This window comes from Flagellimonas sediminis (genome assembly GCF_010500845.1).
Lineage (GTDB): Bacteria > Bacteroidota > Bacteroidia > Flavobacteriales > Flavobacteriaceae > Flagellimonas > Flagellimonas sediminis.
Map to the genome: position 1 here is coordinate 203,150 of NZ_JAAAMI010000003.1, position 13,911 is coordinate 217,060.

The window sequence follows — 13,911 nt, forward strand, 5'->3', positions numbered from 1 at the left end:
AAACAGATCCAATCAAGGTTTTATTTTCCGAATCGATTTAACACAAGCCTCATTGGCCTCATGGTCACCTATGGTGATGCGTACCTTTCCAGGGGCACCAAATTGCGAAACGGGCCGCACCATAATGCCTTCTTCCATCATCCGATCCGTGAATTCCATTTCGGGTAAGGGCGGGTCGATGATAAAAAAGTTGGCTTGGCTAGGCCAGTATTTGATGCCGATGTTGTCAAATTCATGGGCAAGATATGTTCTGCCATCGAGAACCGTCTGCACCGTTTTTTCAATAAACTCCGAATCGTTCAAGGCACCGATGCCCGCTTCAATAGAAGTCAAAGGCAACAAAAAGGGTTTTTGGATCAACCGGATATAGTTGGCAATGGTGGCGGTAGTGTACGCATAGCCGATACGCTGTCCCGCCAAACCGTAGGTTTTGGAAAAGCTGTTCAGACCAAGCACATTGTGTCCAGCCAAAACATAGGGTAGGCCGGTCACATAATCCTCCGCATCCGCAAAGTGGCGGTATACTTCATCAAAAACGATAAGGATGTTCTTGGGAACCCGTTCCAAAAAGTCGTCCAACACGGATTTGGGAATATAAGTACCCGTTGGGTTGTTCGGACTGGTGAGGAAAATGACCTTGGTTCGCTCCGTAATGGCGTTCAAAATCCCTTCTACGTCCAAATCGTAGTTGGGGGAAAGCAAAGGGATATCAATGGTCTTGGCCCCATACCATCTGGAAAAAACAGAGTAAGGCAAAAAACAGGGGTTGGAATAGATGACCTCGTCTCCTTCATTGATAAAGGCCCTCAAAAGGATATCGATGATTTCCGAACCGCTATTGCCGCAAAGAAATTGGTCGGCACTTAATTTTCCATCAAAATCCTTGACCAAGGCTTCCCGCAGGCGAATGTCGGTTTGGTCGGGATAGATGTCGATATGCTCCAAGGCCGCTTTCATGGCCACCACCGCTTTGGGTGATGCCCCCAACGGATTTTCGTTGGAGGACAGTTTGTAGATTTTTTTATCTGAGGGTGGAATGTTCTTTCCTCCCTTATAAACCTCTTTGGGCTCCAAATGGGGCTTGAAGATGGATTGGATGTTTTTTTTCATTGATAATTGAACTTAAATATTAATATGGATCTCATCTTATGAATCTGTTGCTAATTGTTGATTCAAAAAATCTAAGACTTCCTCAAAATAATTGTTCAGACTTGTATATTCTTCTTCACCAGGAATCCAACTTGCAAATTTCCAATACCTCCATTTTAGGTTTTTGGAATCTGGAGGTATGATAAGAAAATATTGTTCTTCCTTTATTCCTCCAACAACAATACTTTTTGATAATTCCTCTCCGATTTCGGGTATTCCATCTTTGGTCCAAATTTCAATTAGGTCATTATCCAAATTTTTAAGATAATCAACTTCTTCTATTGATACGAAGGTTGGCTCAATATCATTGGGAGCGGAAAACCCATTGGAAATCAAAAGAAATTCCCTGTAATCATCTGGAAATTTGATATTTAGTCTTCTTTCTTCCTCCAAAATATTGGATTCGTCAACAGGTGTATTGCCTAGCCATTGATTGTCGATATGACTCTTTGAAAATTCTATATCTCCTAACTTTAAAGCAATAACTGATATTTGATTTAGAAGATTTGTAAATGTTTGCATGACATTTAGAAATTATTATTTTCAACTTTTGAAGCCCAACCCATATAACAAATAAGCAACGGTCTTTTCCAAATCTCCTCCCAGGTCTTATTTTTCAGCAAGCTCCTTGAGCTTGTCCAACGCCTTTGGCCAAGTCGTGTTAAAATAATCAAGGTAGTCGTCTGCCACATCAGTCTCTACGGTTAATGTGGTTACGCCGTTATGCTCTTGTAAAGCATAATTTTCCAGACTGCCTGCCCATTTTTCAGCCTCAGGACCTTCGGTTATTTCAGTATCACCATCCAATATCCCGTAATGGCGGATGGAAACAAACTGGAAGGGAACATTGTCTGCAATTTCAGAAACCATTCCACCTCTTTTTCCGTTTTCATCCGTTCCCACAAAGTATATTTTTGATCCCTTTTCCCAACTTCCTTCATACGTGGAGGTTGGGTTGAATTCTGAGGTCCATTGCTCGTAGGTCTTAATGGTATCCAAGCCCAACATGGTGTTGTAAACCTTTTCAGCAGATGCCTTAATGTCTTTTTTGTATTGTATTTTTTTCATGATGTGGATGGTTTTAAAATATTTGTTTCTAGATGTGAAAGTTTCAAGGTACGCCACCTTTATTGAAACGTAAAAACAAATATCAAATCCCTTCGCTTGATTGCATTGATATTCAATCTTTAGGGGTCGCTACTTATGCTCCCCAAACAACAACAACGCCATGGCCTTATCAGTGTCCCCTTCTTCCAAAATACGTTTCGCCAATACATGAATTTCTTTTTTGGAAAGGTGTTTGGCATGCTCCGTCACACTGGCAATATCAATTTCTAGGGTAGAGGGCAGGCTTTCCACATTGCCCAATCGTCCCAGATTGTTTCCGGTAAGCACTTCGCTTTCCCGAATGCCTTTTGGCAAGGCATCCACCCCAATGCCGTGGGTGCGGAGTGGTTTCGGGATTTCAAACAACGAATCCTTGATGGCCCGGATGTACCAATTGCCTCCCATGCGGCCCACGAGGTCTAATTTTTCGGTGTCCAAAATGCCATCGGTAAAATAGGCATCGTCCACATGAATAAGCTCCACTTTGGCGATGATCAGGTTGCCCGCTCCGGGTGTTTGCGCCAATTCGATGACTTCTTGCACCGTACACTCAAAGGAAACAGGGGATTCCGCCACGCGGGGTGGTCGTACCTTTTCACTGGGCACTTGGGTAAAGCCCGCCTTTTGAAATTCGTTCACCCCTTTGGCATAGGCCGTACTGGAGAGCGACATCTGTTCCGCCATGTTGTGGTTCACAATGTTGATGACCACTTCGGGGACTTCCAATACATTTTCGTGGGTGTGTTTCAAGGAATTGTCCCTACCGCTTCGTGAAGGTGAAAAGATCATGATGGGTGGATTGGAACTGAACACATTGAAAAAACTGAACGGGCTCAGATTCACATTCCCATCTTTGTCAATGGTACTGGCAAAGCAGATGGGTCTTGGGGCCACTGCCGTGAGCAAAATGCTGTGCAGTTCCGGTTGGCTTACTTGGGTTGGGTCTACGGTTTTGATCATGAGTACTGTTATGTCATTCCCGCAAAAGCGGGAATCTTTTTTGAATTATTTCGCAGGAAGCACTTTCGTGGCAACTTCCCCGAATCCGACCCTAATATCGCCATTTTGGGCGAAACCTCGTAGGGTTACCGTATCCCCATCGTTGATGAATTTTCGTTCCGAGCCATCCTTCATTTTTACGGGTTTGGTACCCATCCAGGCCAGCTCCAACATAGATCCGAAGGAATTGTCTTCCTTACCCGAAATGGTTCCCGAAGCCATCATATCCCCCACATGGATGTTGCAGCCATTCACGGTGTGGTGTGCCAACTGTTGGGTCATGTTCCAGTACATATACTTGAAATTACTATGGCAAACGGTGGTTTCTTCGCTTCCATCGGGGGTAATGCTCACCTCCAGATTGATGTCGTAGTTTTTGTCACCTTCGTATTCCAAATAGGGCAGTACTTTAGGCTCTTGCGTTGGTCCTGCCACTTGAAAAGGTTTCAAGGCTTCCAAGGTTACCACCCAAGGCGAGATGGAAGAAGCAAAGTTCTTGGCCAAAAAGGGTCCAAGCGGTACATATTCCCATTTCTGGATGTCACGGGCGGACCAATCGTTGAACAAGACCAATCCAAAAATGTAATCCTCGGCATCCTCAGTGGAGATGGAATCACCCAATTGGGTATCCTTGCCGCAGATAAAGCCCATTTCCAGTTCAAAATCCAATCGCTGTGTTGGGCCAAATACCGGGGCATCCGCATTGTTGGGCAAGGTCTGGCCTTTGGGTCGATGGATGGGCTGTCCGCTCACAATAATGGAACTCGCCCTGCCATGGTAGCCCACGGGAATGTGTTTCCAGTTCGGCAAAAGGGCATTTTCAGGGTCGCGGAACATTTTTCCCACATTGGTGGCGTGTTCAATACTGGAGTAAAAATCGGTATAGTCCCCCACCGAAACGGGCATGTGCATTTGGGCCTCGGACTGTTTTACAAAAAGTTCCGGTTTTCCGGCCAATGGGGATTGATCGTCCTTTAGCCAATATTGGATTTTTTTTCGGACCCGATTGGTAATCTCCTTCCCGAGGGAAATAAAATCATTGAGCGTGTCCTTTTCCAATACAGCGGTGTTGAATTCAAATACATCCAGTTCCGCCACGGCGGCCAAGTCGAGAATGTGTTCCCCAACGGCCACGCCTAGACGCGGGCTTCTGTCTTCGGTGGAAAAAATCCCAAAGGGAATGTTATGGATTGAAAAATCTGAGTTTTCAGGGATGTTTATGATCATGAATGCGTTTTTATGTCATTCCCGTGAAAACGGGAATCTTATACTTTTTGTCATTTCGAACGAATGTGAGAAATCTAATTACTTGAGATTTCTCAATCGCCCCGACAGTTATCGGGACTCATTTCGAAATGACACTTAGTTATTATTTTTTACTCCAACCAAGATTTGTAATACTTGCCATCATCAATTTTCAAGGCATTTTCGGTTACCATCAACGGTTTGAAGGTGTCGATCATCACCGCCAATTCCTCCGTGCCCTTTTTGCCAATGCTGACCTCATAGGTGCCTGGATGCGGCCCATGTGGAATACCCGCCGGGTGTAACGAAATATATCCTGGGCCAATCCCCGTGCGGCTCATAAAGTCCCCATCCACATAATACAATACCTCGTCCGAGTCTATATTGGAATGGTTGTAGGGAGCCGGAATCGCTTTGGGATGGTAGTCATACAATCTTGGGCAAAACGAACACACCACAAAGGCACTCGTCTCAAACGTTTGGTGTACCGGTGGTGGTTGGTGCACACGGCCCGTAATGGGTTCAAAATTGTGGATGGAAAATCCATAGGGGAAATTATACCCGTCCCAACCGACCACATCAAAAGGATGGGTGGCATACACCAATTGGTGCAACATGCCCTGCTTTTTGATCTTCATCAAAAACGCCCCTTTTTCATCAAAGGTCTGAAGGTCTTGCGGCAGTTTATAGTCCCGTTCACAGTAGGGGGAATGCTCCAACAACTGCCCGAACCAGTTTCGGTATCGCTTTGGGGTATAAATCGGATGAAAGGATTCCGCATACAGGATACGGTTATCCTCGGTATCAAATTCGATTTGGTAGATCATGCCCCGTGGTATGATGAGGTAGTCCCCATATTCAAACGGAATGTTGCCCAAAAAGGTTTTCAAGGTTCCCGATCCTTTGTGGATGAAGAGCATCTCATCGGCATCGGCATTCTTATAAAAATAATCCGTGATGGATTTCTTAGGCGCTGCCAGACCAATGTGCACATCGTTGTTCACCAAAAGAGGTTCACGGGCTTCCAAAAAATCATCTTTGGGCTGCACATCGAACCCGATGAGTTTTCTACTGGTGATGTTCTTTTCCACCGCAATTTTGGGTGACATATCAACTGCCTTTCCAATTTCCTTCACCTGCGTAGGGCGATGGACGTGATAGGACAGGGACGACATGCCATCGAAACCGATAGTACCGAAAAGCTGCTCGTAATAGAGCCCTCCGTTCGGTTTTTCGAACTGGGTATGCCGTTTATGTGGAATTTTCCCGAGTTTGTGGTATATAGGCATTTGGATTAATGTTAAGTTCTAAGTGCTAAATGTTGAGTAATTGAAATTTAAAACGCAGCATGTAACACTAACAATTGATCAATGTAAAGTGCCGCGAAGCTCTTGTTCTCGTTCAATGGCTTCGAACAGTGCCTTAAAGTTACCTTTTCCAAACGATTGTGCACCCTTTCTTTGGATGATTTCGAAGAACATGGTTGGACGTGGCTCCACCGGCTTGGTGAAAATCTGGAGTAGGTAGCCTTCATCGTCACGGTCCACCAAGATGCCCAGTTCCCTCAACGGGGCGATATCCTCATCGATTTCCCCTACGCGGTCGGTCACGGCATCGTAATACGTAGCCGGAACCTGAAGAAATTCCACACCGCGACTTTTAAGTTCTCGCACGGTTTTGATGATATCATTCGTGGCCACGGCAATATGCTGCACACCTTCACCCTCGTAAAAATCAAGGTATTCTTCCACTTGGGATTTTTTCTTTCCTTCGGCAGGTTCGTTGATCGGGAATTTGATGCGTCCGTTGCCGTTGCTCATCACTTTGCTCATCAAGGCGGTGTATTCCGTGGAAATGTCCTTGTCGTCAAAAGATAGGATATTTCGGAACCCAAGTACATCTTCATAGAAGCCCACCCAATGGTTCATCTTGTTCCATCCCACATTGCCCACCATGTGGTCTACAAACATCAATCCGGTGGATGTTGGGTTATGATCCGGGGTTTCCCATTTTTTGAAACCTGGCAAAAAAGTACCATTGTAATCTTTTCGTTCCACAAAGATGTGAACCGTTTCACCATAGGTATAGATACCGGAGCGAACCACTTTTCCAGTTTGATCTTCCTCAACTTTGGGCTCCATGTAAGATTTGGCACCGCGTTCCATGGCAGCATTGTAGGCGTAGGTGGCATCGTCTACCCAAAGGGCAACTACTTTAACACCATCACCATGTTTGTCAATATGTTTCCCGATTTCGGTGCCACTTTTTAACGGGGAAGTCAGCACCAAACGGATCTTGTCCTGTACCACCACATAACTTTCACGGTCTTTGAGTCCGGTTTGCAATCCGGCGTATGCCAGAGACTGAAATCCAAAAGCAGTCTTGTAAAAATGGGCGGCTTGTTTGGAGTTGCCCACATACAATTCAATATAGTCCGTGCCATTGATGGGCATGAAATCTTGTGAGGTATCCGCTGTTTTGTTTAGGGTCGATGTTTGCATAATATGCTATGTTTTTGTTTTTCAGTCAATTTTGTTGTTGATGCAACAAAAATACATATTTTTGGATACGAAAGCGTTTTCGTAGATCAAATTTTAGGTTAAAGTTGATGGTTGTGGTCAGCATGCAATAAACTCCATCAAAAACTGAATTACTATTTTTGTGGCAATTGAAGGAAGAATGCTCAACCGTATCGATGAAATACAGGGGATGGGTCTACACTTGGACCTGGTGCTCCGCAAAATTCAAAAGGCCTATTTGCTTGCATTTGATGCGCTCGGGGTGGACATTACCATTGAGCAGTGGGTGATTTTATACCAAATCCATCAGTTGGGTAAAAAGGCAAGTCAACGGGATATTGTGAAGAGCAATTTCCGAAACCGTGCCACTATTTCACGTGTTATCGGTGGATTGGAGCGGAAGGGGTGGATTACCAAAACCCGATTTGAAGGCGATCAAAAGCGTTTTAAATTGGCATTGACTCCAGATGGTCAGCACATATTGGATTTGACCCTTCCATCCGCCATACAATTACGGAAAATTGCCGTGAAAAACATTAATCCATCTGAATTTGAAATCTTTTTAAAGGTGTTGGACCAAATGGGGGACAATTATGAGGAAAGTTGACTCCAATGATCAAAAGCCAATTTGGCTATGGTGGCCAATCCGATGAACAGGATGAACAATAAGCTCAAGTTCCTAAATTTTTCTTGGGGGATGTGGAACAAAATCCTTTTTCCTAAATAGGTTCCCACTAATCCGATGACCAATAAAAAGGGAAGATAGGTAAGTTCCTGTTTTCCAATGTAGCCATTCTCATAGTAAACAAAGGTTCGGGAGAAATCAATTAGAAAGTCGATAAAGGCCGAAGTGGCGATAAAGGCATTCTTTTCCAGATTGAAGGCAGCCATGGTTAGCCCCCGAATGGCACCACCAGTACCCAAAAGACCTGCAGAAAACCCGGATAAGGTACCCCCAATCATCGCATTCTTTTTGTTGGGAAGCACCACAATTTCACTTTTGATAAGAAACAGAAGACTGAAGGCTACCAGGAATACCCCCAAAACAATCTCAAGGGCACCACTGTTTACCCATTTTGACATGAATCCGCCCAAGATCACAAAAACCACGGAGGGCAGCCCAATATACAGGAGCAACATTTTGTCCAACCCTTTTTTAAAAAGCCATATTTTACTAAGATTACTCGAGAGGTGGAAAATGGCCGTCATGCCCAGGACAGAATAAAAATCAAAGTAAAAATTGCCGATGGGCACAAAGAAGACCGAGGAACCAAACCCTCCAACGGTGCCTACAATCTCGGCCACCAATGCCAGTAGCAAAAAAAAATAGTTGATTTTCATTTTTTGACTTAACAAAAAAGAAAGATACTCTTTTTGGCAAAGGTAAAAGCTGACATATGGCCATAGCGTATATTCTTTATACAGTCTTTTAGGATATACCTGTCCTTATTGGACAATAAGTTTTAATGCAGCTTCTCTTGAATTATGTCATTTTAACCAAATAAAATCTTAAAATAGGATAATTAGGGTAATGTAGCATAGAAACTGGTCAATCTATTGGAAGTGAGGGCAGGAAAACCACCGCAACTTTGTCTTTGTATACGTTAAACTATACAGCTATGAAAAAAACGAGCTTTTATCCCACGTTATGGTCAACATCGCCTTACACCCCAAATGTAATGGCGGATTGGTACGCCTCCCCAGAGAAGGGGGCCGAGTTGATCTTGAAAAATGAGGCCGCTGAGGCCCTCAAAGTTTCTGAAATGTCCCTTAACATTATCAAGTTTTCTGCATTGGACGAACTAGGTAATGAGCACTTTATAATAGATTTTCCTGGTCAGAACCCTGTTTCCATCAAAGGTATTCCCTCCGGAAGCTTTTTACGCTCCAAGAGCGTATTGACCCTTCCCGAAGGGAAATATACCACCCTCCGATTTTATTTGGCAGGTTGGGGCAACCAGTTCATTTATCAGGACGGGGTCGAAGAATCCGCCAATCAGTTCGATCGCTTGGACTTTGCCGTGGAAAACGGTTTCCAGGTGAACGGTGGAGAGACCCTAGAAGTTAAATTGTGGTTCGATTTTGCTCCATTTCAGTGGAAGCGACACTTTAAACCGCTTACGGATTTGTTTATGAGGAGCAAAAGTCCAGCACCACGATTGGCCAATAGTTTTGGCAATTAATGCTATGAAAAAGAAAAGAAAAGGGCACCCAATTGGGTGCCCTTTTTTGGTTTTGGTAGGTTATTTGGAATGCTCCATGTGGTTTCCGTTATAAAAATTGGCCAAGATGGATTCCAGTTCCTCCTTGCCGCCAATAATGTCCTCTATCCTGCCCCAAAGCCCCTCGTCAAGAATGGACCGCAAAGGTTGTTGCAACTGAGTGATGTTACCGAACACCTTTTTGATTTTGTTGTCCCAGACCTTGTAGTATTTCAATAGGTCATCGGGGTACACCACTTTTCGGCGCGTACCCTCATCCGCTGCCCTAAAGGGCATGGGAATGTTCAGGTAGCCATAGTCGTCCGTGAGCTGCTCCCCAGGCTGGATGTCGCGGATGGCAATCTCAAAATCGTAGGCGGTGGTTAGGCAATTGGAGTTGAAACTGTGGTTCACGTACCTACCGTTGTCCCAACAGAGAATATAATTGCCCTTGTTGTTGCGGAAGGTGTAGGTATCCAAAATGTTCTGGTAGATAGGGGCCATCCGTTGCAGTTCCAATGGGGTGAACTCGCGATCCAATTCGTCGAGCACCCAGGTAATGGTACCTGCGGGAATGAACTTGGTGGCCACCACGCCATACCCAATTTCGTTACTGATAAAGCGTAATTCTGTATCTGGATGAATCATTTTATACGTAATGAATTTTCGAATGAAGGTATAAAATTGTTCGATCCGTTGATGGAAATTTTAGGGGCGTGAAATAATTTTTACATCATCATTTAAGGCTCTGTAAATCAACTCATTGAATATGGAATAGCCTTGCGTTTCAGTCGAGTAATCTCCTGTGATAATTGACCTGCCCTAGATGATAATTCAAATGGCTCAATAAATGAACCAGGGTAAATTCCATTCCCGTAGGTTGGTCCCAAATGACAATCGGAAAATTACCCGATAATTGGTCATCGGTCACATTATTGAGTCCCTTTTCAACTACAACAATGGTTTCATCAATTTGCCGCAAAAGTGTAGTTCTGGGAATACTTGTTGAAGAAAATTCCAGATCCCGTTGCCGAACATAGGAGGTTTTGGCTAATCCGGCTCCAATAAAGGCATTGAGATTGCCAATGAGATGCAAACATAAATTCCCTGCCGAATTCGCTATGCATTTATCGGTTCGCCAAAGGTTTTCTTCGGAGGAGTACTGTTCAATTTCGGTCTTGAGTTTTTCCAGGTCTCTTTTAAAGAGCGATTTTAAGGTGTTGATCATGTTGTTTATACTATTTACTCCCCACTTAGTCGCTTTAATTTGTCCAACACTTCATACACCGAAAAACTTCTTGCAAATCGGTACATTTCCTTATCATCTGACTTTAGGATCACGACCGGTAAGGTAAAAACCATGGACTGTCCCGTGAATTCGATTTCTTCTTCCACATCTACTACGCGGATGTCCACCTTTGGGAAGTTTTCCTGCACAGCTTCCAGCAACTTTGGCTTCAATACTTTGCAGACCCCGCAGGTTTTACCGGTAAAATAAAGGAGTTCAATTTTGGGTGTTTCCATCAATAATCCGAATACTCCGTGGGGTACAAAAACCAAATATCGGCATGGGAAACGTTGTTCTCATACTTGGGCATGGCGGTCAGGGCCTTCCACTCGGGGGAATCCACAAAAGCCTCCCAATTTTTATCCCTGGTCGCCATATCAGCATGGGTGGTCATATACATCAAATTGGGCATTCTAGATCCCGAAATCACTTCGCCATAAAACACGGCATTGAACCCCAAACGGTCAAAAAGAGCTACTTCCCCGCCTGCGTTGAACATATCCACTTTGTTCCAATATAGTTTTTCGGTGGGGGATTCATAGCTGCGCAATTCGTATATGCGCTCCGAGCGTGGGCCGTCCAACTTGGGCGTCTCCATCATGGGCATATCGGTAAAGGCCTGCATCAAAATGGACTCGATATGGTCATACGGTGGGTTGTCATATGGTGCATCAATATAGGCACTGCCTGCTTGTACATATTCAGCATCCGCGTTGAGTTGATTTTCCAATGCTAAAAATTGCTCCATGGACTGGAATGGCGTAAGCACATAGGTTTTTGGCACGGTGTCCTTCTCGTTCGTGATGAATTTAAACACCCCAATATTTTGGATTCCCTGTTTTTTTACGGCGGGCATATAGGCATGTTGAAGATAGTCGTCCGTGGTGGCTATCTGGCTTTCTGAACTAAAGGAATACACTTTAAGCTGATAAAATTCGCGGGTTTGGGCAACGGTTTCTGTCGGTTCCGGAGTTTCGGTAGTTTCTGGTTGGGGATTGCCACAGTTGGTCAAAACCAAGGTGGCAAAGAGCAAGGAGAGGAATTGTAGTGTTTTCATTTTAGGTGTTGTTTAGTTTGTGGTGCGAGGATTAAAGATACCACTTTGTTGGCTTTTTTTTCGATAAAACCATCAATCCCAAAATGGGTCCAAGGGCCAATAGCATGTAAACGGAATTTGAGGCGGTCACTTCCTTTATACCAGTGAGTAATTGGATGCTGACTATGGTAATCGCAAAACCGATACAGTTCACAATGGTGAGCGCGGTCCCTTTAATTTCGGGTTGGGCATTTTGGGCCACCAAGGTGGAAAATAGGGGGGAGTCAGCGATGACCACCATACCCCAGAAGAGCAGGAATGCCACAAAAAGAATTGCTTCCCCTTGGGCAAATACCAATGGGGAAACCAAACAACAGCTGCAAGAAAGTGTCAGTGCCAAAAAGGCAACCCTTTTAGTTCCCAAAGCTTGGGCCAAATACCCTCCCAGCACACAGGCAAAACCTCCTGTTGCAATGATGAGGAAGGATAACAAGGGTATGTTGAAGGCAACATCGGCATGGATGATACTGTACGTTTTTAGCATTACGGGAACAAAGGCCCAAAAGGCGTACAGTTCCCACATGTGGCCGAAGTATCCGAATGCAGCTGAACGGAAATTAGGATTTTTGAACACCTGTAGAAATGCGGATACATATATTTTTTGACCTGGTTTTCGGTACGGGCCATCGGGGACCAGACTTGCCATCAAAACACCGCCCAATACGGCCAAGGAGGAGGTGCCGATCAATACATATTTCCATGGAAATGCCGTGGTCATGTCCTTTAACAAATGGGGAAAGGCAGTGCCTACCACCAAGGCGCCGACCAAATAGCCCAACGATTTACCAAGGCCTTTCTCAAAGTAATCAGCGGCAATTTTCATCCCTACGGGATAGATCCCGGCAAGGAAAAAACCTGTAAAAAACCGAAAAGTCAGGATGCTGCCCAAGCTATTGCCTTCCCAAATGGTGCCCAAATTGAAGATGGCGCCCAATATAGCGCAGCATAAAAACACTTTGGAGGGAGAAAACCGGTCCGCGATGGACAGCACGGCAAAAATGAGGGTGCCCAAAATAAAACCAAATTGTACCGCCGAGGTTAAATGGCCCAAGGCACTTTCGGCCAAACCAAAATTTACGATGAGGTCGCGCATGACCCCATTCCCGGCAAACCAAAGCGAGGTGCAGCAAAACTGCGATACCACAATAATGGGAAGTATGGTTTTGGATGGTTTCATTTTGGAATTTTTGATAAACCCTCGTTAGGGATTTGAGCCGTAAATTAAAGATAGGATTTTATGGAGTTTTTTGTAATGAGGAGGTTGGAGATAGGGTATTTGTTTAAAACCTTAATATTTAAGTTTTAATTACCATTGGTAATTAAGTTTTGAAATAAAAAACATTAAAAATAAAAGTTGAGGTTCCATTTTCCTGATCATTGTATTTTAAATCCAGTTTGTAATATGCCTTTTCAGGTATTCCAGATTTTTTGAATCTCAAGTATGTGAATCCATCTTGATTTATTGACGTAACGTCACTTATCCATTCATAAGTAGCATTGTCATCACCAATCATTAATGTCACAGACCAATTATTATTTGGGTTACTCTCATAGACTAAATAATAATATTCATCATCTTGTTTAAGCTCTGGGATATTCTTAAATCCTATTTGAAACCAGATGGGTTTAATAAATTTGGAATTATTGAAATCTTGAAGACTTAATGGTCGTTCCAAAAGTTGCCACTTATCATTTTCGGGGAAATGGGTAATTATGGCTAATTCAGGTTTTATATTAAAGTAGAAATCAGAAACTGAAGAATCACCGGAAGTGCCCCATGTTGCATCTAGCAGAATCCATTTTTGGTCTAATTTCACTGCATTCCATGCATGTCTAAATTTATCATCAGATTCTATTTCAACATAATGATTTCGTTCATCTCTGATGTGTCCTGAAATGACAGCGGTTTCTATATTGAATTTATTCATGAACCATTTGAATAGCTGTGCATATCCTGCACAAACCCCTTTGCGATTCTCGTAAACCGAGTAAACATTTTGACTTGCCCAAAAATCCTCATTAGATATAACACCTTCTTCAAGTTCCTCTAGAAGTTGATAGTCGTAGATAATGTTATTTCCAATCCATAGATAAAAAAAGCGAGCAAGACTTAGTTCGGAATCTAAATTGTCCCCAGCAAAATCGACAAGCTCCTCAATATCAAAATTCTTTTTATTTGTCGCCGTCACCAATGATTTAATCGAATCATTTTGGGAAAACAAATGGTTGAAACATAAGAGTAAAAGAATTGATGCAAATTGTCTCATCATAATCATATGTCTAAAAACAATTATGGATAAACATACC

The 13,911-nt window shown here is 43.6% G+C and carries 16 protein-coding genes; 2 read left to right on the top strand and 14 right to left on the bottom strand.

What is annotated here, in order from left to right; all coding sequences use genetic code 11:
- Nucleotides 1-12 precede the first annotated feature (12 nt).
- From GTK07_RS07850 to hppD, 7 genes are all read right to left on the bottom strand, one after another.
- Entirely contained in the window at nt 13-1,110 is a 1,098-nt protein-coding gene (locus tag GTK07_RS07850) for a pyridoxal phosphate-dependent aminotransferase (RefSeq protein ID WP_163634733.1), read from the bottom strand.
- A gap of 36 nt (nt 1,111-1,146) precedes the next feature.
- A complete protein-coding gene (locus tag GTK07_RS07855; protein WP_163634734.1) occupies nt 1,147-1,671 on the bottom strand; it encodes an SMI1/KNR4 family protein in 525 nt (174 codons plus the stop codon).
- An 87-nt stretch (nt 1,672-1,758) separates the two neighbouring features.
- Nucleotides 1,759-2,217 (bottom strand): SRPBCC family protein, encoded by a 459-nt coding sequence (locus tag GTK07_RS07860; RefSeq protein WP_163634735.1) that lies wholly within the window; start codon nt 2,215-2,217, stop codon nt 1,759-1,761.
- Between the two features lie 129 nt (nt 2,218-2,346).
- On the bottom strand, nt 2,347-3,216 hold the full coding sequence (locus tag GTK07_RS07865; protein WP_163634736.1) for a flavin reductase family protein: 870 nt from the start codon (nt 3,214-3,216) through the stop codon (nt 2,347-2,349).
- Nucleotides 3,217-3,261: 45 nt separating this feature from the next.
- On the bottom strand, nt 3,262-4,482 hold the full coding sequence (gene fahA, locus GTK07_RS07870; protein WP_163634737.1) for a fumarylacetoacetase: 1,221 nt from the start codon (nt 4,480-4,482) through the stop codon (nt 3,262-3,264).
- 149 nt (nt 4,483-4,631) lie between these two features.
- Nucleotides 4,632-5,789 carry a homogentisate 1,2-dioxygenase gene (locus GTK07_RS07875; RefSeq protein ID WP_163634738.1) on the bottom strand — a complete coding sequence of 386 codons (1,158 nt, stop codon included), beginning with the start codon at nt 5,787-5,789 and terminating at the stop codon, nt 4,632-4,634.
- 78 nt (nt 5,790-5,867) lie between these two features.
- Complete coding sequence (hppD, locus tag GTK07_RS07880) at nt 5,868-7,001, bottom strand: 4-hydroxyphenylpyruvate dioxygenase (RefSeq protein WP_163634739.1); 1,134 nt, start codon at nt 6,999-7,001, stop codon at nt 5,868-5,870.
- 160 nt (nt 7,002-7,161) lie between these two features.
- Between hppD and GTK07_RS07885 the strand changes: the two genes are divergently transcribed.
- Nucleotides 7,162-7,626 carry a MarR family winged helix-turn-helix transcriptional regulator gene (locus GTK07_RS07885; protein WP_313790774.1) on the top strand — a complete coding sequence of 155 codons (465 nt, stop codon included), beginning with the start codon at nt 7,162-7,164 and terminating at the stop codon, nt 7,624-7,626.
- Here the strand turns inward: GTK07_RS07885 and GTK07_RS07890 are convergent.
- A complete protein-coding gene (locus GTK07_RS07890; RefSeq protein WP_163634741.1) occupies nt 7,611-8,360 on the bottom strand; it encodes a sulfite exporter TauE/SafE family protein in 750 nt (249 codons plus the stop codon). The two genes, GTK07_RS07885 and GTK07_RS07890, sit on opposite strands and share 16 nt — an antisense overlap.
- Nucleotides 8,361-8,638: 278 nt before the next feature.
- On the opposite strand from GTK07_RS07890, the gene GTK07_RS07895 reads away from it, so the two are divergent.
- Nucleotides 8,639-9,202 carry a hypothetical protein gene (locus GTK07_RS07895; RefSeq protein ID WP_163634742.1) on the top strand — a complete coding sequence of 188 codons (564 nt, stop codon included), beginning with the start codon at nt 8,639-8,641 and terminating at the stop codon, nt 9,200-9,202.
- A gap of 60 nt (nt 9,203-9,262) precedes the next feature.
- Here the strand turns inward: GTK07_RS07895 and GTK07_RS07900 are convergent, their stop codons facing one another.
- From GTK07_RS07900 to GTK07_RS07925, 6 genes are all read right to left on the bottom strand, one after another.
- Complete coding sequence (locus GTK07_RS07900; protein ID WP_163634743.1) at nt 9,263-9,868, bottom strand: SET domain-containing protein; 606 nt, start codon at nt 9,866-9,868, stop codon at nt 9,263-9,265.
- Between the two features lie 139 nt (nt 9,869-10,007).
- A complete protein-coding gene (locus GTK07_RS07905) occupies nt 10,008-10,448 on the bottom strand; it encodes a DUF1572 family protein (protein ID WP_163634744.1) in 441 nt (146 codons plus the stop codon).
- A gap of 14 nt (nt 10,449-10,462) precedes the next feature.
- Nucleotides 10,463-10,744 (bottom strand): thioredoxin family protein, encoded by a 282-nt coding sequence (locus GTK07_RS07910; protein ID WP_163634745.1) that lies wholly within the window; start codon nt 10,742-10,744, stop codon nt 10,463-10,465.
- Nucleotides 10,744-11,565: an NIPSNAP family protein gene (locus GTK07_RS07915; protein WP_163634746.1), complete on the bottom strand. Its 822-nt coding sequence runs from the start codon at nt 11,563-11,565 to the stop codon at nt 10,744-10,746. Before GTK07_RS07915 ends, GTK07_RS07910 begins: the two co-directional genes overlap by 1 nt.
- 31 nt (nt 11,566-11,596) lie before the next feature.
- Complete coding sequence (locus GTK07_RS07920; protein WP_163634747.1) at nt 11,597-12,781, bottom strand: MFS transporter; 1,185 nt, start codon at nt 12,779-12,781, stop codon at nt 11,597-11,599.
- 142 nt (nt 12,782-12,923) lie between these two features.
- Nucleotides 12,924-13,874 (bottom strand): transglutaminase domain-containing protein, encoded by a 951-nt coding sequence (locus tag GTK07_RS07925; protein ID WP_163634748.1) that lies wholly within the window; start codon nt 13,872-13,874, stop codon nt 12,924-12,926.
- Nucleotides 13,875-13,911: the final 37 nt, after the last annotated feature.